The sequence below is a fragment of the Gilliamella sp. BG2 genome (assembly GCF_046635645.1).
GTDB lineage: Bacteria > Pseudomonadota > Gammaproteobacteria > Enterobacterales > Orbaceae > Gilliamella > Gilliamella bombi.
This window is the reverse complement of record NZ_JBIDFF010000014.1, coordinates 42,679-66,381: the sequence shown is the minus strand read 5'-3', so window position 1 is coordinate 66,381 and position 23,703 is coordinate 42,679. Positions and strand designations below refer to the sequence as shown.

The window sequence follows — 23,703 nt, the reverse complement described above, 5'->3', positions numbered from 1 at the left end:
GAACTATACCAGTTAAATGTATTGGTTTACGTGCTGTAATAAAAAACGGCGTGATAGTAACAGTTAAATGAGGAGAATAATTATGACTAAACAATTAACTTTCATCGGTCACAGCGACGATATTTTTAGTGTATCAATAAATGGAAAACCTGTCGAAGAGATCGACTGTTTCGATAAACTAGCGCGATATAAAGTTAGTTCCGGCGAAAATCAGCTTTACGTCATCGGTGAGTACGTTACTCCCTGCGTTTGGATGATTGGCGTTGCTCCAGTAAATGAAGGTATACCAATTCCAAATTGGAATATTCAGTTAATTAATGGCCACAATTACAGCCCAACTTTAAAAATTGAATGCCCAGATGATGTAAAAATCAAAAAATGTTAAACAATATCCCCCATTGGGGGGGGGGACCCTAATGAATTAACATCCAAATTGGTGAAAAATATGAAAGGTGAAAAATTTAGCAAGCTAATGAAACAACGAACTCTAAAGATTAATGATGTACTAATTGCTCTTGGTTACGATACAGAATGTTATTGCGATGGTTGTTATGAGATACAAGGTCGTAATGATTTATTTCGCGTGAGAGTTCTACCGACGGAAAACGTCGTTCAAATCGGTATTAAAAAGACATTCGACCGTTGGGCTAATTCTGTAGATGCATATTTTGAAATACCTGTAACCGTTGATCAATTTAAAGCCGAGTTAACGCGTGTAACAAAATTATTAAGAGGTGAGAAATGAAAAAACCACTAAAAACAACTGATAAGCTATACGACCCAAAAAATCGATTTAATGAGATGTTTACTATTGGGCACCCATTTTTAAGTCATTACGATAGACATATAACTGCTATGACACGTGAGCGGTTGGATAGTAAATCTGATATCGCAACTGAGCTGAGCTGGAGAGATTGGCAAATTGAACAACTTAATGAACGTATTGATGAATTGGAATCACAAAAACACATCGGCGGTACCAGTGGTAAATTTCCACCACAAAAACAATACAGGGCTAATATTGTAGCTTTTTTTAATAATTTAAGGGGTAAAAATGACTAATAAATATTATATATACGTTAAATGCAAACGGTGCAAAGGAACTGGGAGAGTTACCGATCACATGATGGGAGTATGCGGATTTGGACTTGGATATCTAGCGCAAAAACTCGATAGCGGATTTAAGTCTGAATGCCCAAAATGTGACGGGTACGGTAAAGTTAAAAAGAGGGTTTACAGTGAATAAATACAGTAAGTTACCGAGTGTTATTTGTTGATGAGAGATGAGAAAAGATTATAGGAGTAAATAATGACAGAGTTAACAAAAAAGCAAAAAAACGTGTTAGATGCTATAAAAGAATTTATTAAAACTAATGGATACCCGCCAACTCGCTCGGAAATGGCTAGCTTTTTTAATTATAAATCCGCTAACGCAATAGAATGTTTTTTTAAATCATTACAGAAAAAGGGGCACATAAAAATCATCAAAGGGATAGCAAGAGGAATTATTTTAGTTGATAGAGAGGTGTAAGCATGGCGGAATCAATTATATTAACAGATGATGAACTGCATATGTTAACTGGCAAAAAAAGAAAAAATTTACAAATACAATGGTTAAAAGAAAACAAATTTTGCTTTCATATCAATTTGCTTGGTAAACCAATAATCTTGCGTTCATCATTGAATCAAAAAGTAAGCATTGAACAAAAACAACAACAAGAGCCGGATTTTGGAGCTTTAAATGGCAAGGAACCGTAAAGACAAAAAAGACAATATCCTCCCTCCTCGCGTGTCAAAAAATAAATATTCATACTATCTAAAAACCAGAGAAAACAAAACCGTTACACTAGGCTCGATAAATATGAGTATGGTAGAGTTGTGGGCGAAGTATGAGGGGGTTATTGCTGAACAAAAAGAGGAAATGACGTTTAGCAAGCTGTGGAGCATGCACTTAAATAGCGCTGCTTTTCATAAACTGTCATCACGCTCACAAGAGGATAAATTACGAGGAGCAAAAAAAATATTACCCGTTTTCGGGCATATAAACGTTAATAATATCAAGCCGGAACATATCAGGCGCTACATGGACATCAGGGGCGAGCAAAGCAAAGTGCAAGCAAACCATGAGTTATCTTATATGTCTGTAGCGTTTGGCTGGGGCTATGAGCGCGGGTATTGTAAAATGAATCCATGTTCTGGGGTTAAAAAATTCAGCATTCAAGCAAGAGATAAATATATTGAAGATATAGAATATTACACTATTTATGATGAAGCGATAGATATACTAAAAGTGGCAATGGAAATATCGTATCTGTGCGCAGTTCGGGAAGGTGATATATTCAAGCTAAAGCACAGCCAAATACTCAAAGAAGGTATTTACATAAAACAAGGTAAAACAGGAAAAAGGCAAATCAAACAATGGACAGAACGACTAACCGATGCAATTAATTTAGCTAAAAAATTATTTCCACCGTCTTCTTCTGACTCTCTCGTGCTACAAAATAAATCAGGAGGCAAGCTAATCCAGAAGACTTTTAACTCATACTGGTTGGATGCAAAACGAAAAGCAGAAGAAAAGCTTGGCAGAAAAATCAATTGCACATTTCATGATATTAAAGCCAAGGCTATTTCGGACTACGACGGAGCAACTAAAGATAAACAGCTATTTAGTGGTCACAAGACCGAGGCTCAGGTTAATACATATGACAGAAAAGTGAAAGTAACACCAACATTAAACCCGCCAAAAAAAGAAGATTTATTCTAACTGTATATTCTAAGTTAATTCCAAGCATTGATTGTTTTAAAGTGACAAGATTTTATCTTATTGATTTTCTTTATGAAAGATGGAGGCGCGTCCCGGAGTCGAACCGAGGTAGACGGATTTGCAATCCGCAGCATGGCCACTCTGCCAACGCGCCTTGGTGGTCTATCTGAATAGGCTGCAAATATTATCACTGGCTTGACTAATCGTCAAGATTAAATAGATTATAATTACAGCAGTCACTTTATTTTTAACTAACCACAGTAAGAGTAAACAGCATATTTCCCAAAAAGATCGCACAAAATATGTGTTTAAATTTAATTTTATGCTAGAGCAAATTGTACAATATTATTCTGATGTTTCGGGATATTTATAGATCCAGGTAATATCTGGATAATTAGCGAATGCATTTGGAAATAAATAAACACCACTTAGAAATGGAAAATTAATTGATTGCCAATTAACATTAAAATCAGGTTGAAATTTGATGATGGAATCAAAAAGTAACGTTGTACAATAAAGATGTGGCTCTTCACGGGGGGCTAATATGAAAGCTTCACCTTGCTTTGTTAAAATGTAGGATTTACTAGCATTGTTTACAGTAATTTGAGAAACTACTGTAAACAACGCTAGTAAATCATAAAAATAATGCTATATAATCAAATGATTGCAAAGTAATATGGAATAATAACTACTATTTAAAATTTAAAAGGATATCTTGCCAACTTTGATCTAATTTAGCTTCAATAATCATTGGTTTATGTTGGATTGGATGTTTGATTTCAAGTTTGCTTGCATGTAACATCAATCGTTTGATATTAAAATAAGTTGCAAATGCACGATTTTGATGTAAATCACCATGTTTGCTATCCCCCAATATCGGATGGAAAATATGTTTCATATGGCGACGTAGTTGATGTTTACGACCGGTTTGTGGTTTTAATTCAACAAAACTATACCTTGCTGTTTCAAATTTGCCAACCTTAATCGGAACTTCAATTTTGCTGATAGATTTGTAAAATGTGACGGCATCTTGTGCTGGTTTATTCTTATTAGTAAATTTATCTGCAATTTTATCTAATTCTTCAACTAACGGGTAATCAATCACCGCTTCCCCCTCAAGATAACCTCGCACTATTGCATGATACGTTTTTTCAATTTGTTTTTTTGCAAATTCTTCTGACATAATTCTTGCTACATCACTAGAAAGGGCAAACAACAAAACACCAGAGGTTGGTCTATCTAGCCTATGTATAGGGAAGACATGTTGACCGATTTGATCACGCAATGTTTGCATCACAACAACTGTTTCAGTTTTATCTAACCAACTGCGATGCACAAGCCAACCAGATGGTTTGTTAATGGCAATTAAGTCATCATCTTGATAAAGAATTTCAAACATAGAATATTTATTAAAATATCAATTATAAAAAGAGTTCTTCAAGCTCTTTAGCTATACTAGGGCCGTTATTATCACCAATGGCATAATTCGCTTTGGCTTTCACTTCATCATCAGCATTACCCATCGCAATCCCTAATCCAGCAATAGATAACATACTTATGTCATTATAACTGTCACCAAAAGCGACTATTTCGCTTAAATCAATATTTTCGTGCTCTGCCCAGTGAGTTAACCCATTCCCTTTGGTATTTCCTTTAACTGCTACATCTGCTCGATTTGTCCAAGACCATTCACACGAAAACACTCCTAAGGAATCAACTGCATTTGAAAATTGTTGTAAAGCAGGTATATTATGACTACTTGTTGCAAATTTAAAAATAGCGTCAGATTGCTCAATAACTTTTTCAAAATCATCTACTTTTTTAATTTCAGGTTGTAAAAACTCAGGCAATGATTTAACCCACTTAAAAAAGCTTTCTAGATGATCATCTAACAATTCATAAGTCATCATTTTGTCAGTATAAATTAATGTATGAATACCATATTGATTGACAAGATTTAGTAGCATTCGAGCCTGATCTTTCGTCATTGGTTTAGCGGCAAAAGCGTTTTGTTTCTCAAAATCATAGAGATAAGATCCATTACAACAAATTGCCGGGGTTGATAATTTGAGCTGATAGTAATAAGGATAAATTACAGAATGATGCCGCCCTGAAACTAAAATAACTTTCACACCTTTAGCTGTAATTTTTTCAATGGCCGCTATTGTTTCTGGTAAAATTAAACGATTGCCGGCTAACAACGTACCATCCATATCAAAGGCTACGGCTTTATACTTCATATAATACCTCTTCTCATTTCTGATCTTAGCTATAAAGACTGACTAAGTACTAAAAGTTCAATAAAATTATAATTCTATTTTTTGACGACCAACAAACGAATGCGATAAGGTGGTACCATCTACCATTTCGAGTTCACCACCAACTGGAACACCATGAGCTATTCTTGTTGCTGTTACATTAAACTCTGCACACATTTGCGCAATATAATTAGCTGTTGCATCACCTTCGACGGTGGGATTAGTGGCTAAAATAACTTCGCTGATCGATTCCGAAGATAGCTTTTTTTTCAATAAATCAAGACCTATATCACTAGGGCCAATACCATCTAAAGGTGATAAATGCCCTAATAATACAAAATAGCGGCCACTATACTGTCCTGTTTGTTCAATAGCTACTATATCTGCTGGAGTTTCAACCACACAAAGCTGCTCACTACTTTGACGACGAGCATTTGCGCAAATAGTGCAGGTTTCTTGTTCGGTAAAAGTTCGGCATTCCTTGCAATGGCCGATATTTATCATTGCTTCATGTAGCTCATGAGCTAATTTAATGCCACCTTGTCGATTTCGTTGTAATAAATGAAAGGCCATTCGTTGCGCCGATTTTGGACCAACGCCAGGTAAACAACGCAATGCTTCCATAAGTGATTCTAATAATGGGCTTATTTGCATGAATTATTTGGTTCCCACATATTTGAGTTTTAAGATAATAATACCTTTTTTAAAAAATCTATCAAACAAGAATTATTCTATTGTTTAATTAACTAACGATAAAATCAAAAAGATTGCAGAAAATAAGTAGGTAGGATGTTACATAACGGACAATCTATGTTATAAAAGCACATATTCAAATATATAACATTATTATGTATAAATTTTTAGGCTATCTTTTGTTCTTGCTACGATGATAACTTTTTGGTTCTTCACCTTTAAAAAGGCGCATAATGTTATTATTATGGCGAACAATAATCAAACACGAAAGCATTGCAACTGGTAAAGTAAGCTCAGGTTTGAATAACCAAACATAAAATGGTGCCATAAGAAAACCAACAACTGCAGCTACCGAAGAATATCCTGTAATTAGTAAAGTAAGTAACCAAGTTAAAATAAAGCAACCTGTAAAATCAAACCCAATTGGAGCCATCATACCTAACGCAGTTGCAACTCCTTTTCCTCCACGAAAATGAAAAAAACAGGGGAAAATATGTCCTAAACAAGCAAAAATACCAATAATACCTAAAAAGAAAGGTGTAATACCAATCCGATATGAAATATAAACAGGAATTGTACCTTTTAACATATCAAAGATTAAAACAAAAATGGCTGGTAATTTGCCATTGAGTCGTAAAATATTGGTTGCTCCAGGATTGTGAGATCCATGTTCTGAAGGATTAGGTAAATGCATGATGCGACTAATGATCATTGCACCAGAAAGAGAGCCCAAAATATAGGCGACTATGATCATCAATACAATTAGCAATGTCAAAATACACCCCCTTTCATCAACCACCCATGCTGATAATTGCACTTAAGAATCTTACCAAACTCGTCGTAAATCCAGTTTCTGTCTATTTTCAGTACTTATTTAACTATAATATTAATTAAAGTATATAAAAAGACTGGGCGTTGCTCCTAGCCCGTTCTTTATATGCTATATTAATAATAATCCTAGACTACTTTTTGTTTTTCCAACAACGGTTTTAAATATTTTCCAGTGAAGGAATGTTTAGATTTCGCAACCTCTTCTGGCGTCCCTTCGGCAATAATTTCTCCGCCACCATTACCACCTTCTGGTCCTAAGTCCACAATCCAGTCTGCTGTTTTAACTACATCCAAATTATGCTCGATAACAACGATAGTATTGCCTTTATCTCGCAAAGAATGTAATTGCGTTAATAATTGTTTCACATCAGCAAAATGTAGCCCAGTTGTTGGTTCATCTAAGATATACAAAGTACGACCAGTATCTCGCTTAGATAATTCTTTTGCAAGTTTTACTCGTTGCGCTTCACCACCCGATAATGTTGTTGCTGACTGTCCAATGGTAATATAAGAAAGCCCAACATCAATCAATGTTTGCAGTTTGCGTGCTATCATTGGCACGGCATCGAAAAACTCGCGACCTTCTTCAACTGTCATATTTAAAATTTCGTTAATAGACTTTCCTTTATATTTGATCTCTAGGGTCTCACGGTTATAGCGAGCACCATGACACTGATCACAAGGAACATAAATATCAGGCAAAAAGTGCATTTCAACTTTGATTAAACCATCACCTTGACAAGCTTCACAGCGTCCACCCTTAACATTAAAACTAAAGCGACCTGGATTATAGCCTCGAGCTCGAGATTCTGGTACACCAGCATAAAGTTCACGGATAGAAGTAAAAAATCCAGTATAAGTTGCTGGATTAGAACGTGGCGTACGTCCAATTGGGCTTTGGTCAATCGCAATTACTTTATCAAAATGGTTAAGTCCTTTGATTGATTTATAGGGTGCTATTTCAGTTTTTTCTGCACCATTGAGTTGGTTTTGGGCAAGGGGATATAAGGTATCATTAATTAAGGTTGATTTTCCCGAGCCTGATACACCAGTGATACATGTAAATAAGCCAACTGGAATATTTAATGTCACATCTTTAAGATTATTACCGGTTGCACCAATAAGTGATAACATTTTTTTCTTATCGACTTTGGTGCGAATAGTTGGTATTTCAATTTTTTCTTTACCGGATAAATATTTTCCTGTTAAAGATGTTTTACATGCCATTATTTGTTTGGGTGTTCCCTGAGCAACAACTTCACCACCATGAACCCCTGCCCCAGGACCAATATCAATCACATAATCAGCAGCCATAATAGCTTCTTCATCATGTTCAACGACTATAACAGTATTACCTAAGTCACGTAAATGCGTTAAAGTGTCAATCAGACGAGTATTATCTCGCTGATGCAATCCAATAGAAGGTTCATCTAACACATACATCACGCCAACAAGACCTGCACCAATTTGGCTTGCTAATCGAATACGTTGTGCTTCACCACCTGATAATGTTTCAGCGGATCTTGAAAGCGTTAAATAGTTAAGTCCAACGTTAATCAAAAATTGTAAACGATCGTTTATCTCTTTCAAGATTTTTTCTGCAATTTGAGCTCGTTGCCCTGTCAATGTCAATTTATCAAAAAAATCCTTGGCTTGTTGCGTACTTAAATCACTAATTGTTGGTAAATTTGTATCATTAATAAACACATTTCTTGCTGCCGTACATAACCTCGAACCATTACAACAAGGACAAGGTCGATGACTAATATATTTTGCTAGCTCTTCACGGATAGTTTGTGATTCAGTTTCTTTATACCGACGAGCTAAATTATTAATAATCCCTTCAAATGGATGTTTACGCTTAACCACATCACCACGATCGTTTGAATAAACAAACTGAATTTCGGTATTACCTGAACCATTTAATAAAATATTTTTTATCTTTTCAGGTAATTTCTCATACGGTTTATCAATGTCAAACTTATAATGATCTGCTAATGATTTTAGCATCTGGAAATAGTAAAAATTGCGACGATCCCAACCTTTAATCGCACCAGCAGCTAATGAAACTTCTGGCATCTGAACAATACGTTTTTGATCAAAATATTGTTGCACCCCCAAACCATCACACTCAGGGCACGCACCAGCGGGATTATTGAACGAGAATAATCTCGGTTCTAATTCAGAAATACTGTAACCACAAATAGGACAAGCAAAATTAGCCGAAAACAAATATTCTTCAGCTTGTGGATCATCCAAATTGGCCACTTTAACAATACCATTAGTGATCGAAAGAACCGTTTCAATCGACTCTGCTAAACGAAGTTTTAAGTCGTCACGAATACGAAAACGATCAACAACAACTTCAATGGTATGTTTTTTTTGCAATTCAAGAATTGGCGGATCAGAAAGATCATATACATCACCATCCACTCGTACCCGAATATAACCACTAGCAGCAAGTTGCTCGAACAGTTTAACAAACTCCCCTTTACGCTCAGTAACCACAGGGGCAAGTAGCATATAACGATTATCAGTCGGTAACGCCATGATGCTATCGACCATCTGTGATATCGTTTGTGCAGCTAACGGTAAATGATGATTTGGACAACGAGGTTCTCCAATTCGAGCAAAAAGCAAACGTAAGTAATCATAAATTTCAGTGATAGTCCCTACTGTCGAACGAGGGTTATGCGAAGTTGATTTTTGCTCGATCGAAATTGCAGGTGATAATCCTTCAATATGATCTACATCAGGTTTTTCCATCAATGATAAAAACTGACGAGCATACGCCGACAACGATTCAACATAGCGTCGTTGCCCTTCGGCATATAAAGTATCAAATGCTAACGAAGATTTACCTGATCCAGAAAGACCTGTAATAACAACTAATTTATCTCTTGGAATGGTTACATTAATGTTTTTTAGATTGTGCGTTCTCGCACCACGAATATCGATATCTTTGATTGACATAGATCTCTTCTTTGTTGTGTTTTTTAAACAAAATGGATAGAAAATTAACTGTATATTATACCAGTAACATTTGATTAAATATACAACTATATAGCTGAATATACTACTTGGCTAATTTTATACTAAAACACAGTGTTACCTGAAACTTTTTGACAAAAAATAAACTAAAATTTTTATTTCTACCGCAGAGAAAAACGGTCATTAATAACCGTCATTTGTTGATTTAACTTAGTATATCAATTTTGGAGTCGCATCAACAGGAATAATTGCGCCGCGATATTGTATAACCGTGCCAGCCACCAAATGCCCCTGTAATGCTGACTGAGAAGGGTTCCTTCCACTTAAACGAGCCCCAAGATAACCAGCACTAAATGAATCACCAGCGGCCGTAGTATCAATCACTTTATCTTTAGTGATTTTATTAGCAGGAACTTCAAAACGACCATCAGCAGAATCAATAATACAGTTATCACTGCCACGTTTAATAACAATTTCAGTTACACCAAATTGTTTTGTACGCTCAATAATTTGCTCATAAGGTAGCTTACCCCATAATAAATCTTCGTCATCTAATGTTAAAAATGCAATATCTGTAAAGCTAAGAATATCAGCATAAACACTACGAGCCAAATCAAGGCTACTCCATAAACATGGACGAAAATTATTATCAAAAATAACTTTACCACCATTAGCTTTAACACGTTTTAAAAGATCTAATAACTTAAGGATACTTTCAGCATCTAAAATAGCAATACTAATACCGCTCAAATATACATAATCATAATGTTCAATTTGCTGAATTATTCTATCTGTTTCAGTTGTTTTCAACCAAAATTTAGCAGCAGCATCATTACGCCAATAATAAAAAGACCGTTCACCATGTTCATCAGTAACAATAGAATAAAGCCCCGGCATTTTATCAGACATTCTTTGTACTAAATCTGTTTGAATGTTTTCTGTTTGCCAACAATCTAACATTTCTTGACTGAAGGGATCGGTACCAAGCCCGGTTACATAATGTATTGAAAAATCATTATCTTTTAGTAAACGAGACAAATAAATCGATGTATTAAGCGTATCACCACCAAAACCACGCGTAGTCGAATCCTGATTCATCGACAATTCAATCATACATTCGCCAATAACAGCTATTTTTGTAGCCATATTATACTTATCATCTTTAACCTTTTTATAAATAATCTAACGCGATTTTTACCACAACTTTGCGAACTGTTTCGATATTATTATCAATTGCACAAAGCGGTTTATGCACTTCATTAGGTAAAAACACGATAAAATCATTTGGGTGTAATATCAACAAGGTCTCTTCTTTTGGTGTTTCGATAAAGGCAATATCATTTTCTACTAATTTATTATCTAACACTTTGGTATACGGAGGTAACGTACTTACTGCCATACCCTCTTGCCCAACTAAAACAATCTGAACGTCAATATATTTTTCATGATATTCTGGATCAGCATCGTGGATATATCGCGATGCACTATCTGACACCATAAAAAACATATTATCACCATCAATATCGTAACGCCCCACAGGCGTGTTATTATTGACATTATCTTTAATATATTCAATTGATTGCTTAATTTTTTCGGGTAAATAAGGAACTAACCCTAAATGATTAATATTACCTAAAATCATACCAAATTATCCTTAAAAATATTGATGAAAATTAATACAAATAACCAAATTAGTTGTAACTAACTTATACTATGATAAATTTAATTAGATTGATAAAGAGTATATACATAAGTCACTTATTTTCGTAGATTATTTGACATATTTCTTCACATTCGTTTGTTTTCATCACGTTGATAATATGTGATAACTGTGATTTAAATATAGGTTGTTGAGTTATTAATTGTTCGGCCTTTTCAATGATTGCGGTCTTTTTCGATTCTGGGATAAATTTTGCGTAATTTTCAGCTGACTGTTCTAATGTGGTGATAATATCCAATTTAGATTGTTCAGTTAAACAGTCTGGTAAAGCAATCCACTTAAATCCACCGTAGTAATATTTTAACATTTCTGATTGCATCATTTTCACACTATACTGTATGACTCCACCTCTTTCATTATCGGGAAGTTCTTTATAAAACTGATTAATATGGGGAGATATTGCCGCAAAATATTTTATATTAAAAGTACTTAATAAAATAATTTCTTGTTGAAATCGTTTTAGGTTATTCGTTAGATCTTGGCTGGTTATTTCGTTTGATTTATTTGATGAAAAGGTTAAATAAATCTCAACTATATGGTTGATATAATTGGTTATATCTAATTTCTCATCTATTTTATCTTTTGAAAAATTCTCAAGAAGTTTGGGATCAGTAAATTGGCTAAGAATTTCTTTACCTTCTTTTGTATATAACCTAGGTAATGTTTTTTGCGCTTCAAATTTTTTGGTTAATTGATAGAGCCTCGTGCGTTCTGAGTGATAATTTAAACCTGTAGCATTCGCAAAGCAACTAGTTAAAATTAATATGACACTTATTATTAACTTCATCATTTGTTATTCCTTATTTTATAATTGTCAAAATTTGGTTACTTAGCCTTGGCAATTTGCGCTTTTAGCATGGCTAGCCTACTTTGCCCTTGTTGCATTTTTTTTTCAGGTGATAATTCGTTACGCTGATCTTGCCACTCTAAGTCGTCTTGTGGCAGTTCTAATAAAAATCGACTCGGTTCAACTTGAAGTGTCTCGCCAAATTGTTTACGTTGCCGGCTAAAAGAGAAAGTCAGTTCTCGTTGCGCCCGAGTAATACCAACATAAGCTAAACGGCGCTCTTCTTCAATGTTATCTTCATCAATGCTAGTTTGATGAGGTAATAAACCTTCGGACATGCCAATCAAGTAGACATAAGGAAACTCTAATCCTTTAGATGCATGTAGTGTCATAAGTTGTACTTGGTCGAGTTCTTCTTCGGACTCGTTACGTTCTAACATATCACGCAAAGTAAATCTCGCGACAGCTTGTTCAAGTGTCATTGCTTCATCAATATCATCACCTTGCAACATATCATTTAACCAACTGACCAATTGTTCTACATTCCGCATACGCATTTGCCCTGATGTTGGGGATGATGAGGTTTCATAAATCCAGCTCTCATAATGAATCCCGTGTAGAAGTTCATAAATAGCTTCCATGGGTTCAGTATGAGATTTTTGAATAAGGGCATCAAACCATTGTATGAATTCTTGTAATGACTCCATACGTTTACCTGAAAGCAATTGGGTCAACCCCATATCATGGCTTGCTTGATATAAACTAACACCTCGATGATTAGCCCATTCGCCAAGTTTTTGAATAGTTGCTGGACCAATTTCTCGTTTTGGTGTGTTGATAATACGAATAAACGCATTATCATCATCTGGATTAGTTAATAATCGCAAATATGCCATTAAATCTTTAATTTCAATTCGAGCAAAAAATGATGTACCGCCAGAGATTCGATACGGTATCCGATATTGCATGAGTATCTTTTCAATTAGTCGTGCCTGATGATTGCCACGATATAAGATAGCGTATTGACCATATTGACTGTTATGCGCAAAACGATGGCCAATAAGGTGATTAATAACTTTTTCGGCTTCATGCTCTTCGCTATCGGCTGAAATAACTTTTAATGTTTCACCATAACCCAGTTCTGAGAAAAGTTTTTTTTCAAAGATATGTGGATTATTTTCGATTAAGATATTCGCCACTTTTAAAATTCGACCCGATGATCGGTAATTTTGTTCTAATTTGATCACTTCTAAATTAGGAAAATCTTGTTTAAGTAATACTAAATTTTGTGGTCGTGCACCACGCCAAGAGTAAATAGACTGATCATCATCACCAACAACAGTAAATTTAGCTCGGTTACCAACTAGTAATTTGATAAATTCGTACTGACTTGTGTTTGTGTCTTGATATTCATCAACCAACAAATAACGAACTTTGTTTTGCCATTTTTCGCGAACTTCTTCGTTGGTTTTTAATAAGAGTGTGGGCAATAATATAAGATCATCAAAATCTAATATACTGCAAGCTTTTAATTGTTTTTCATACAATTGATAACAGTGAGCAAATAGTTTCTCTTTATTCGTCTGCGCTCTTGCCATCGCAATAGTTGAATCAACAAGATCATTTTTCCAATTTGAGATTGTTGAGCGTAATTGATTAATTAGATCCTTATCATCTTCTAACCATTGATGAGTTAGTTCCTTGAGTAGCGCTGTTTGATCATGATCATCAAATAATGAGAAATTAGATTTAATTCCCAGATGAGTATACTCTCGGCGAATAACATCCAATCCTAGCGTATGGAATGTTGATATTTTAAGCCCTCTTGCTTCTTGTTTACTAAGTGCTTGGGCTATACGTTCTTTCATTTCGCGTGCGGCTTTATTCGTAAAGGTAACCGCAACAATATGGCGTGGTAAATATTCTTTAACACGAATTAAATAGGAAATTTTGTTAATGATAACCCGAGTTTTGCCAGAACCTGCCCCAGCTAAAACAAGGCAAGGTCCTGAAACATATTCAACGGCTTTTTGTTGACTTGAATTTAAACGCACAGAATAAAACCATTAGGAAAAATGTGAGCTAGTATATAACGATATACTAGCAACGCGCAATTAGCGTCATTATTGAGCAAATATAATTGCTATTTTTTAAATATTATTTGATGAATGTTAAAGCCTGTTCAACAACCTCGATCCCTGCCCCTTTTTTATGCGTATTTTCGCTAAGATAGCGCCGCCATTGCCTTGCTCCTTTACGTCCATTAAATATACCTAAAGTATGCCGCATAATATGGTTAAGTTGCGCACCTTGCATTAGCTGTTGTTCGATATAAGGGTAAAGTGCTTGAATAGCAGATAGAGGATCAATGACGGGAGCATTTGTGCCAAAAATTTGCGTATCAATTTCAGTAAGTAACACTGGATTTTGATATGCCTCTCGCCCAACCATTACACCATCAACATGCTGTAAATGGCATTTTATTTCATCAATTGTTTTTATGCCACCATTGATGGCTATAGTTAAATTGGGATAATCTTGTTTCAATTTATAAACACGTTCATAGTCAAGTGGCGGAACCTCACGATTTTCCTTTGGGCTTAATCCTGATAACCATGCTTTGCGCGCATGTACAATAAATGTTTTGGTGTAAGGCATTACCTTCTCAATAAATTGACACAAAAAAGTATAGCTATCGCAATCATCAATACCAATTCTTGTTTTTACCGTGACGGGAATATCAACCTGATCTTGCATCTGAGCGATACAATCGGCAACCAAATTTGGATTTCCCATTAAACAAGCACCAAACATACCATTTTGTACGCGATCTGATGGACATCCTACATTTAAGTTGATTTCGTCATAACCACGTTCTTGCGCTAATTTTGCACATTGTGCTAATGCGTTAGGATCGCTACCGCCTAGTTGCAAGCTAAGTGGATGCTCTTCATTGTTGAAAGCTAAATAATCACCTTTTCCAAATAAAATTGCGCCTGTAGTCACCATTTCGGTATATAGCAATGCTTTTTTTGTTAAAATTCGATGAAAATAACGGCAATGTTTATCTGTCCAATCTAACATTGGGGCAATAGAAAAACGATTTAAACTTGAACTATTATGCAAAAAATTACCTCGACATTAATTTAAAAAATGCTATTTTATTCGCCACGTTCAAATAGAGCAATAATATAAGGAATAAAAATGAATACAAATCAAACAAATACAATTTCTTTTCAAATAACTGAATTATTAATAAAACATATGCGTTTTATCGCTACTATGCAACAAGTTTTTGGTGTTATTTTTATAATTGCTGGCGCTTTTACATGTCTAGGAATAATTACTGCTATTGTTGGCATCCCACAAATTTTTGCTGGAGCCAAACTTTTCAAATCGGGAAGTGCATTTAGCTTAGCTGCAAGTCTTCGAAAAGGAGACGATATCGTTGATGCTATAGAAAATATTTATGGCTATTGGAAATATTTTCTAATTACATTTATCGCTTCGATTGTATTTATTGTTTTATACATTGTAATTATTATTTCTATTCTTGTTACATACAGTAATGGTTATTACTAACAATTATTACTTTAATCTAAAGACTACTGATCTTCTAATTTTGGCACCTTTTCAAGTAAGTATCTAGTAGCATTGTTCTAGGCATAACGAGTTGCTATTGTTAATTTTTGGCGAGATTAAAATATGGCAACATCTTTATGCCTTTTGATTGAGAAATCAACAGTCTTAGTATTGTTAACAAAATTAAGGCGCACAATGTGCCTTAATAAATATGTTAACTATAAATATGGCTATTTAACTGTTTTTTCACTACGTGATAAGCCAATAATTCCTGAACGGACGGTTTCGATAATATTGCATGTTTCACGAATTGAGGATAAAAATGAATCTAGTTTTTCACTAGTACCCGATAGTTGTACAATATAATGTGTTGCAGTAACATCTACGATCGATCCTCTAAAAATATCGGCACAACGTTTAACTTCATCACGTGCTTGTGAACCTTTTGCTTCTACTTTTACTAGCATGATTTCACGCTCTACATGCGGGCCTTCGGTTAAATCATGAACACGGTAAACATTAACAAGTTTATGCAATTGCTTTTGGATCTGTTCAATCACATGCTCATCACCCGAGGTCTGAATTGTCATGCGGTGCATGGTTGGATCTTCAGTCTGCGCAGTGGTGATAGTTTCGATATTAAAACCACGTTGCGAAAACAAGCCGATAATTCGTGATAATGCGCCTGGTTCGTTTTCGGTTAAGATTGATAATATATAACGCATTAGGTTCTCTCCGTTTTACTAAGCCACATTTCGTTCATTGCACCACCTCGAACCTGCATTGGATATACATGTTCAGTCGCATCAGTCATAACATCAACAAAAACTAAACGGTTTTTGATTGCCAGTGCTTGTTTCAGTTTAGATTCTAGTTCCTCACGCTTTGTTATTACCATACCAACATGACCATAGGCTTCTGCAATTTTAGCAAAATCAGGTAGAGATTCCATATAAGAACTTGAATGGCGTCCAGAATAAATCATATCTTGCCACTGTTTAACCATGCCTAAGAAGCGGTTGTTCAAATTTAAAACCAGTACTGGTAAGCCATATTGCAATGCGGTTGATAATTCTTGAATATTCATTTGGATACTACCATCGCCTGTTACACATACAACGGTTTTTTTAGGATATGCCAATTTGACTCCCAGCGCTGCTGGCAAACCAAATCCCATCGTGCCTAGCCCACCAGATGTGATAAAGTGACGAGGTTTATCAAATGGGTAATAAAGCGCAGTAAACATTTGATGTTGACCGACATCGGTCGTCACAAATGCATCACCTTTGGTTAATTTATATAACACTTGTATCGCTTCTTGTGGTTTAATGCTTTGCCCTTCATGGTTATAAGCTAAGCAGTTACGTGATCGCCAGTGTTCTATCTGTTTCCACCAATCAATTAATGCGTCAAGATCACGTTCTGTATTTAACTCATCTAACATAGACAGCAACGTTTCAAGAACAACTTTTGCATCACCAACTACAGGAATTGAAGCAGATATAGTTTTTGAAATAGAAGTCGGATCGATATCAACATGAATAATTTTGGCTTTTGGACAATATTTTTCAACATTATTGGTTGTTCGATCATCAAAACGTGCACCGATTGCAAAAATTACATCGGCATTATGCATGGCCATATTAGCTTCATAAACACCGTGCATGCCTATCATGCCAAGATAATGTTTATCGGTTCCCGGAAAAGCACTAATACCCATTAACGTTGAAGCGACAGGTAAGTTTAATTTTTCTGCAAGTGTTTTAATTTCGCCACTAGCATCGGCGGCAATAACCCCGCCACCAATAAATAACACCGGTTTTTTAGCCGATAACAACGTGGTTAATGCTTTTTTGATCTGTTTTTTATGACCTTGAATCGTTGGATTGTAAGATCGCATTAAAACTGATTTTGGATAATGATAATTATATTTGTTAGCTGGATTAACAATATCTTTTGGTAGATCGATAACGACTGGACCTGGCCTACCTGTCGAAGCAATATAAAATGCTTTTTTGATGGTTTCTGGAATATCTTTACTATCTTTGACTAAAAAACTGTGTTTAACAATCGGACGAGAAATTCCGATCATGTCACATTCTTGAAATGCATCATTACCAATTAGGTTACTGGCAACTTGTCCAGACAATATAACCAGTGGAACCGAATCCATGTAAGCTGTTGCAATACCAGTAATAGTGTTTGTTGCCCCAGGGCCTGATGTAACTAAAACAACGCCAACATTCCCTGTTGCTCTAGCATAACCATCGGCCATATGTACCGCAGCTTGTTCATGGCGAACTAATATATGTTCAATACCACCTAACGTGTGAATGGCATCATAAATATCAAGAACACTACCACCGGGATAGCCAAATATCTGTTTTACTCCTTGGTCAATCAAAGATTGAATAACCATCTCTGCGCCTGACAGTTTTGCCATGGTTGTTGTCTCCAATGTAACTGATTAGTCATTTAGTGGTTTATTTTGCATCAACTTATAAACAAAATCAATTAAAGTCAATTAACTAAGTGTTTTACTGAAAAAATTATCCACAAATAAAATTATTTTTTAAAATATTATGAATAATATCCGTAATCTATCTATTTTATTTAAATATTGCTAATTGATTTTATTGTTATTTTTTTATTTTTTATATAAACTCAGGAGATGAGTATTTCTAGCCATAACGGTACTAGGATTCTTCTTCACCCAAAGGTACAAATATGAGCAATATTTCTTCTAAACCAACCTCTCTTGCTGACTGGCAATTAGTTAAAGTTACAGGTGAGGATAACCGAGCTTTCTTGCAAGGTCAAATAACTAACGATATTAACCGACTTTCAGAAAAATCTACGCTTTATGCTGCTCATTGCGACAGTAAAGGCAGAATGTGGAGTACTTTATTGTTATTTCAACGAGGTAATGATATTTACTATATTGAGCGTAAAAGTGTTGTTAAAAAACAGATTGCCGAACTAACAAAATACGCTGTTTTTTCTAAAGTAACTATCGAACCAGTCGAAGATCTAAATATGGTCGGCTTGGTTGGAGATGCGATCCCCCCTGGAATCACAGAAAAATTAAGCGATAAAAACTGTTTTACTGAAAATAATATCACCTATATCAAACTACCTTTACCGCAAATGCGTGTTATTATGGTAACGCCGGAGCCTATTTCTGAAGACTTACATCCATGTAGCGACTGGCTAAAACTTGATCTGCAAGCTGGTTACCCTATCATTGATAATGACAATATGGCAATATTATTACCACAAGCCTGTAATTTGCAATCTTATGACGCAATCAGCTTTGAAAAAGGTTGTTACTGTGGTCAGGAAATGGTAGCTAGAGCGCAGTTCCGTGGAGCAAATACTCGTGGTATGTATGTTATAAAGGGCACGAGTGATGTTCTACCTAAAATTGGTAGTACACTTGAATATAAACTTGCCGGTGGTTGGCGAGAAGGGGGACTTGTGTTAGCTGCGGCAAAACTAGACGAAAAAGACGGTGTTTGTGTCCAAGTGGTACTTAATAATGGAATTGATTTAAATACGCCATTTAGAGTATATGGAAATGACAATAGCCGAATGACATTTTAATTGTTTTCGACTAATAAGCTGGAATAACACAACGTTTATTCCAGCTGTCGTTGGAATCTCGTTTTAACTTAGTTAGTAAGTTCTTGATTAACTATTTCAACAAAATAGCTTACACCAGTTGTTAACACTTCATCATTAAAGTTAAAAGCTGGATTATGCAAATTAGCCCCTTTACCAGCGCCCAACCATACATAAACACCAGGGATTTTTTGTAGCATAAAAGCAAAATCTTCTGAACCCATTGAAGGGAGAGGATCAATAATTAAGTTATCTTGTCCCACAACTTGTTTAGCAGCTGCAATAGCAATATCAGCTTGTTTAGCGTAATTGATGGTAGCTGGGTAACGGCGTTGATAATCTACTTCCGCCTTGGCTCCAAATGTTGTGGCAATACCTGTTGCTATTTGTTTAATACGATTTTCAGCCATATCTTGTACTTGTGCACTAAATGTTCTAACAGTACCGCGAATAACCGCTTCCTGTGGTGACACATTCCAAGTATCGCCACTATGAATTTGCGTTACGCTAACTACCAATGAACTTAAAGGATCAGCATTACGACTCACAATACTTTGTAATCCATTTACGATTTGCGTAGCTGTCAAAATTGTATCTTTTCCTAGATGAGGCGCAGCGGCATGAGCACCAACACCTGTTATTTTGATCTCAAATACATCATACGATGCCATCATTGGGCCATGATTAATATAAAAGTGATTTAACTCCATATTAGGTTGATTATGCATGCCATATACTGCTTCAATCGGAAATTGTTCAAATAAACCATTTTCAACCATGACTCTGGCTCCGCCTTCGTTTTCTTCAGCTGGTTGAAAAATAAGAACAACAGTACCAGCAAAATCACGGTGTTCACTAAGATATTTAGCCGTTCCTAGTAACATTGCAGTATGCCCATCATGACCACACCCATGCATTTTGCCAGAAATGGTTGAGCAATAATTAATATTATTTTCTTCAATAATATCTAATGCATCTATATCAGCTCGCAGAGCAATCCATCGTCCATCACGATTACCTTTAATAATACCAACAACTCCTGTTGGAGCAAAATCAGTATATAACTCGGTAATACCAAAGGATTGTAACTTTTCGATAATAAATTGCGTGGTTTTAACCTCTTCAAAGGCTGTTTCTGGATGGGCGTGAATATGATGGCGCCATGTTATCATTTCGGTTTTTAATTGATTAATACTATTAGATATCATAAGTAATTCCTTAGTAGGTGAATAACCTGCGGTTCAACAAACCTAGCTAACACTATAACGCGATTTTCACTTTTATAAAAATAACTATTTTTACTATGGATATCAATTTTAGTTATATATTGCATTTAATGAAAAAATAATACATTTATGCACTTTTAACACTTATTGATTAACAATAAATTGATTAAAACACCTATTTTCCTGAAACTTTTTAACAGAAATAATAAATCACATAACCAGAAATTAATAAGAAAGGACCAAATGGAATAACTTTTGATTTTGGTTCATTGATCACATATCGCAAAAAAAGAGAATATATAATCCCCAATAGGGAAGCAAAAAATAATAACATTGGTAATGATGTATAAGGCAACCAAGCACCAAGAGCGGCAAGCAATTTGATATCACCTCCCCCTAATCCCTGTTTTTTAAATACCAAATAAAATAAAGTAGCAGGTATTTTTAATAATAGATATCCCCAAAAGATACCTAGCAAAGCATCGGTTAAAACGATGTTTGCCAAATCAAAATAGGCAAGCATTACACCTGTCCACATTAATGGTTGGGTAAACAAATCTGGCAATAAATAGTATTTAAAATCGATTAAAGCTAAAAGTAAAAAATAACAACCAAGAATCATTAAAATACCGCTTTGATAATTGATGCTTTTATCAATATAGATAAAAGTAAATAAAACAGCGACAAATAATTCAACAATAAGATATTGGCATGAAATATTGGTATTGCAGTAATAACAACGTCGTTTTAATATTAACCAAGAAATAATCGGTATCAATTGCCAAGCTTTAAGCTTACTATGACAATGTGGGCAAGCAGATCGATGAAAACTAATTCGACATAAATATTGGTATGGTGTCAGTGTTGGCAAATAACGATAATAAGCAACATAAACAAAGCTACCGATACAAAGACCTAAATAGATAATAATAAATACTAACATTAGTGAATTACATCGCCCATTTGGAATATCGGTAAATACATAGCCATAATTAAACTGCCAATAATTAAAGACAAAACAAGCATTAATAATGGCTCGAATGCTTGCGATAAATTATCGGTTAAGGTTTGATTTTGTTCTTGATAATAAATTGCTAATTTATCGAGCATTAAATCTAGTGTGCCTGATTCCTCCCCCACATGAATTAACTGTGAACATAAATTAGGAAAGTATCGTTGCCCATGCAATACATGGCTAAATGGAAGCCCTTGCTCAATGCCTACAATAATTTGCGAAATACTATCACGATAAAGACAATAGCAAGTAGTATTAGCCGCCGCAGTTAAACCAGCTAATAATGGTATGCCAGCTTTTTGAGTGATGCCAATTGTTTGAAAAATCTGAGTTAAGCAAGTGGTTTGAATAATTTTTCCAATAAAGGGAAATTTTATTACTATCATTTCGATTTTACGTCGATAACGCACTTTTAAATAGCGTTGATAACAAAAATAACTAATAAAAAAGACGATACACCAAATTAACCAGCTTTGTTGCAAATAACTCGAAAAATCAATAACTCCTTGTGTAAAAGCTGGTAGTTCAGCATCGAAATTTTGATAAATATCGGAAAATTTTGGTAAAACGAATAATAACATTACCAAACTTGCCATCATTGCAATCAATAATAAAAATAACGGATAACGCATTGCCTTTTTTAGGCTTTTTTGCAGTTTAATTGATTTTTCAAGCAATAACGATAATTGTTCAAAACTTTCATCGAGCTGCCCAGTTAGTTCACCTGTTGCAATAATCTCACAATACAAAGAGGAAAACACCGATTGATGTTGCTGCAATACTTGAGATAAAAATTCGCCTTTAGCGACTTGTTGTTTAATATCAAGTAACAAATATTGCCAATGCGGTTTAGCTTGTTCTTGAGCAAGCAATTGTAATGTATCAATAATAGACAAACCTGCTTTTAACATAGTCGCTAATTGTTTGGTAATCATCAGTAGATCTGTACGATTAAAACTATGTGCAGTAATAATTTTACCAGCTTTAATCTTAATGGCAATTTTACCTTGCAATAATAACAGTCTTTTAGCTGCCTGTGATGATTCGGCAATAATTTTGTGTTGATTAAAATCGACATCATACCAATAATAGAGCCGTTTCACGCTGTATCACCCAAGACTCGATTTAATTCAGCTAACGTTGTCATACCCTGCTTCACTAATTTTTGCCCAGCTTTTTTTAATGAAATCATATTTGAGGATAAAATAGCTTGATTTGCTAAGATTTGTTGTTGAATTTCGGGGGTGATGACTAACAACTCGTATAGTCCAATTCTTCCTTTATAGCCACCAATACAATTAAAGCACCCTGAAGACAAATAATGTGGTACATGTTCATTACCAAACATAACCAGATCATTCGCTACTACCTTACAGTGTGGACACAATTTTCGAACTAACCGCTGAGCAATGATTAATTTTAAACTTGATGATAATAGATAATTTTCTATACCCATTTGCTTTAATCGTGTTATTGCCTCGACACTTGAATTAGTATGCAATGTAGATAATACTAGATGCCCTGTTTGCGCAGCTTGAATTGCAATTTCGGCGGTTTCATGATCGCGAATTTCGCCGATCATCATTACATCAGGATCTTGCCGTAGTAAAGCACGCAATACAATAGCAAATGTTAAGCCAGACTTGAGATTAATCGCAGTTTGATTAATACCCTCTAGAGGAATTTCAATGGGATCTTCGACACTACAGATGTTACGTTCGGTTTTATTTAACCGCTTTAATCCACTATATAACGTCACCGTTTTACCGCTTCCTGTTGGACCTGTAACTAAAATCAATCCTTGTGGGTAGTCTAAAATTTGTTTGAATGTTAACAGATCTGCATCCGTTAACCCTAAATCATTAATGGTTAATTCAGATTCATGATTATCCATTACTCTTAAAACAATTTTTTCGCCATTCATTACAGGCAAAGTGGAAATACGCATGGTATAACGATCAATAATGAGTTGACCATCTTGCGGTAATCGATGTTCAGCTATATTTAATTGAGACATGATTTTTAATCTTGCTGTTATCTGTTTCGCTAATGCAAGTGGGGGGGATAACATATCGTGCAAAACACCATCAATGCGCATACGAATACGATAGCTATGTTGGTAAGGCTCAAAATGAATATCCGAAGCACGCTTATCTAATGCTTCAAGTAACAATTTATCGATACTTTCAATTAACTGTTCTTCTTGCATAAAGGT

General features: G+C 35.0%; 25 protein-coding genes and 1 tRNA gene. 8 read left to right on the top strand and 18 right to left on the bottom strand.

The features are described 5' to 3' along the window. Positions 1 to 82: 82 nt before the first annotated feature. The 6 genes from ACGH6Q_RS07605 to ACGH6Q_RS07580 all read left to right on the top strand — a co-directional run bounded on the left by ACGH6Q_RS07605 (position 83) and on the right by ACGH6Q_RS07580 (position 2,764). Complete coding sequence (locus tag ACGH6Q_RS07605) at positions 83 to 385, top strand: hypothetical protein (RefSeq protein ID WP_411592520.1); 303 nt, start codon at positions 83 to 85, stop codon at positions 383 to 385. 60 nt (positions 386 to 445) lie between these two features. Further along, positions 446 to 745, top strand: coding sequence for a hypothetical protein (locus ACGH6Q_RS07600; RefSeq protein ID WP_411592519.1), 300 nt, complete (start codon positions 446 to 448; stop codon positions 743 to 745). Further along, a complete protein-coding gene (locus ACGH6Q_RS07595) occupies positions 742 to 1,062 on the top strand; it encodes a hypothetical protein (RefSeq protein WP_411592518.1) in 321 nt (106 codons plus the stop codon). Before ACGH6Q_RS07600 ends, ACGH6Q_RS07595 begins: the two co-directional genes overlap by 4 nt. 247 nt (positions 1,063 to 1,309) lie before the next feature. Then, positions 1,310 to 1,531, top strand: coding sequence for a hypothetical protein (locus ACGH6Q_RS07590; RefSeq protein ID WP_411592517.1), 222 nt, complete (start codon positions 1,310 to 1,312; stop codon positions 1,529 to 1,531). A gap of 2 nt (positions 1,532 to 1,533) precedes the next feature. Further along, positions 1,534 to 1,758, top strand: coding sequence for a DUF4224 domain-containing protein (locus tag ACGH6Q_RS07585; protein WP_160431326.1), 225 nt, complete (start codon positions 1,534 to 1,536; stop codon positions 1,756 to 1,758). After that, positions 1,742 to 2,764 (top strand): integrase, encoded by a 1,023-nt coding sequence (locus tag ACGH6Q_RS07580; RefSeq protein ID WP_411592516.1) that lies wholly within the window; start codon positions 1,742 to 1,744, stop codon positions 2,762 to 2,764. Before ACGH6Q_RS07585 ends, ACGH6Q_RS07580 begins: the two co-directional genes overlap by 17 nt. Positions 2,765 to 2,844: 80 nt before the next feature. Here the strand turns inward: ACGH6Q_RS07580 and ACGH6Q_RS07575 are convergent. From ACGH6Q_RS07575 to dusA, 12 genes are all read right to left on the bottom strand, one after another. Then, positions 2,845 to 2,918 (bottom strand) — tRNA-Cys (locus tag ACGH6Q_RS07575). 191 nt (positions 2,919 to 3,109) lie between these two features. After that, positions 3,110 to 3,388 carry a hypothetical protein gene (locus tag ACGH6Q_RS07570; protein WP_065590806.1) on the bottom strand — a complete coding sequence of 93 codons (279 nt, stop codon included), beginning with the start codon at positions 3,386 to 3,388 and terminating at the stop codon, positions 3,110 to 3,112. A 67-nt stretch (positions 3,389 to 3,455) separates the two neighbouring features. Further along, entirely contained in the window at positions 3,456 to 4,163 is a 708-nt protein-coding gene (gene truC / locus ACGH6Q_RS07565; RefSeq protein ID WP_085165441.1) for a tRNA pseudouridine(65) synthase TruC, read from the bottom strand. Positions 4,164 to 4,185: 22 nt separating this feature from the next. Further along, on the bottom strand, positions 4,186 to 5,004 hold the full coding sequence (locus tag ACGH6Q_RS07560; protein WP_085165443.1) for a pyridoxal phosphatase: 819 nt from the start codon (positions 5,002 to 5,004) through the stop codon (positions 4,186 to 4,188). Between the two features lie 66 nt (positions 5,005 to 5,070). After that, a complete protein-coding gene (gene recR, locus ACGH6Q_RS07555) occupies positions 5,071 to 5,676 on the bottom strand; it encodes a recombination mediator RecR (protein ID WP_065560888.1) in 606 nt (201 codons plus the stop codon). A gap of 211 nt (positions 5,677 to 5,887) precedes the next feature. Beyond that, a complete protein-coding gene (plsY, locus tag ACGH6Q_RS07550; RefSeq protein ID WP_065590802.1) occupies positions 5,888 to 6,490 on the bottom strand; it encodes a glycerol-3-phosphate 1-O-acyltransferase PlsY in 603 nt (200 codons plus the stop codon). A 182-nt stretch (positions 6,491 to 6,672) separates the two neighbouring features. Continuing rightward, the gene (gene uvrA, locus ACGH6Q_RS07545; protein ID WP_366941246.1) at positions 6,673 to 9,513 is read right to left on the bottom strand and encodes an excinuclease ABC subunit UvrA; all 2,841 of its coding nucleotides are present in this window, start codon (positions 9,511 to 9,513) and stop codon (positions 6,673 to 6,675) included. A gap of 234 nt (positions 9,514 to 9,747) precedes the next feature. Beyond that, entirely contained in the window at positions 9,748 to 10,683 is a 936-nt protein-coding gene (locus tag ACGH6Q_RS07540) for a sugar kinase (RefSeq protein ID WP_174798467.1), read from the bottom strand. 25 nt (positions 10,684 to 10,708) lie between these two features. Next, complete coding sequence (locus tag ACGH6Q_RS07535) at positions 10,709 to 11,179, bottom strand: YhcH/YjgK/YiaL family protein (RefSeq protein WP_174798468.1); 471 nt, start codon at positions 11,177 to 11,179, stop codon at positions 10,709 to 10,711. Positions 11,180 to 11,291: 112 nt separating this feature from the next. After that, the gene (locus ACGH6Q_RS07530) at positions 11,292 to 12,047 is read right to left on the bottom strand and encodes a hypothetical protein (protein WP_296302413.1); all 756 of its coding nucleotides are present in this window, start codon (positions 12,045 to 12,047) and stop codon (positions 11,292 to 11,294) included. A gap of 35 nt (positions 12,048 to 12,082) precedes the next feature. After that, positions 12,083 to 14,098, bottom strand: a complete 2,016-nt coding sequence (gene rep / locus ACGH6Q_RS07525; RefSeq protein ID WP_174798470.1) for a DNA helicase Rep — start codon at positions 14,096 to 14,098, stop codon at positions 12,083 to 12,085. A 103-nt stretch (positions 14,099 to 14,201) separates the two neighbouring features. After that, positions 14,202 to 15,128, bottom strand: a complete 927-nt coding sequence (gene dusA, locus ACGH6Q_RS07520) for a tRNA dihydrouridine(20/20a) synthase DusA (RefSeq protein ID WP_174798576.1) — start codon at positions 15,126 to 15,128, stop codon at positions 14,202 to 14,204. Between the two features lie 120 nt (positions 15,129 to 15,248). Here dusA and ACGH6Q_RS07515 point away from each other — a divergent pair, with 120 nt between their 5' ends. After that, on the top strand, positions 15,249 to 15,626 hold the full coding sequence (locus ACGH6Q_RS07515; RefSeq protein WP_296301075.1) for a DUF5362 family protein: 378 nt from the start codon (positions 15,249 to 15,251) through the stop codon (positions 15,624 to 15,626). 230 nt (positions 15,627 to 15,856) lie between these two features. On the opposite strand, the gene ilvN is transcribed toward ACGH6Q_RS07515, so the two are convergent. Next, positions 15,857 to 16,351 carry an acetolactate synthase small subunit gene (gene ilvN, locus ACGH6Q_RS07510; protein ID WP_065591025.1) on the bottom strand — a complete coding sequence of 165 codons (495 nt, stop codon included), beginning with the start codon at positions 16,349 to 16,351 and terminating at the stop codon, positions 15,857 to 15,859. Next, positions 16,351 to 18,069, bottom strand: a complete 1,719-nt coding sequence (gene ilvI, locus ACGH6Q_RS07505) for an acetolactate synthase 3 large subunit (RefSeq protein WP_296301076.1) — start codon at positions 18,067 to 18,069, stop codon at positions 16,351 to 16,353. Before ilvI ends, ilvN begins: the two co-directional genes overlap by 1 nt. Positions 18,070 to 18,353: 284 nt before the next feature. Here ilvI and ygfZ point away from each other — a divergent pair, with 284 nt between their 5' ends. Then, positions 18,354 to 19,229: a tRNA-modifying protein YgfZ gene (gene ygfZ, locus ACGH6Q_RS07500; protein WP_065611291.1), complete on the top strand. Its 876-nt coding sequence runs from the start codon at positions 18,354 to 18,356 to the stop codon at positions 19,227 to 19,229. Between the two features lie 68 nt (positions 19,230 to 19,297). Here the strand turns inward: ygfZ and ACGH6Q_RS07495 are convergent, their stop codons facing one another. The 4 genes from ACGH6Q_RS07495 to ACGH6Q_RS07480 all read right to left on the bottom strand — a co-directional run bounded on the left by ACGH6Q_RS07495 (position 19,298) and on the right by ACGH6Q_RS07480 (position 23,697). Next, positions 19,298 to 20,455: a M20 aminoacylase family protein gene (locus tag ACGH6Q_RS07495; RefSeq protein WP_296301077.1), complete on the bottom strand. Its 1,158-nt coding sequence runs from the start codon at positions 20,453 to 20,455 to the stop codon at positions 19,298 to 19,300. A 211-nt stretch (positions 20,456 to 20,666) separates the two neighbouring features. Then, positions 20,667 to 21,416, bottom strand: a complete 750-nt coding sequence (locus ACGH6Q_RS07490) for a prepilin peptidase (RefSeq protein WP_091122733.1) — start codon at positions 21,414 to 21,416, stop codon at positions 20,667 to 20,669. Further along, the gene (locus ACGH6Q_RS07485) at positions 21,416 to 22,591 is read right to left on the bottom strand and encodes a type II secretion system F family protein (protein WP_174798473.1); all 1,176 of its coding nucleotides are present in this window, start codon (positions 22,589 to 22,591) and stop codon (positions 21,416 to 21,418) included. Before ACGH6Q_RS07485 ends, ACGH6Q_RS07490 begins: the two co-directional genes overlap by 1 nt. Continuing rightward, positions 22,588 to 23,697 (bottom strand): ATPase, T2SS/T4P/T4SS family, encoded by a 1,110-nt coding sequence (locus ACGH6Q_RS07480; RefSeq protein ID WP_411592512.1) that lies wholly within the window; start codon positions 23,695 to 23,697, stop codon positions 22,588 to 22,590. Before ACGH6Q_RS07480 ends, ACGH6Q_RS07485 begins: the two co-directional genes overlap by 4 nt. Positions 23,698 to 23,703: the final 6 nt, after the last annotated feature.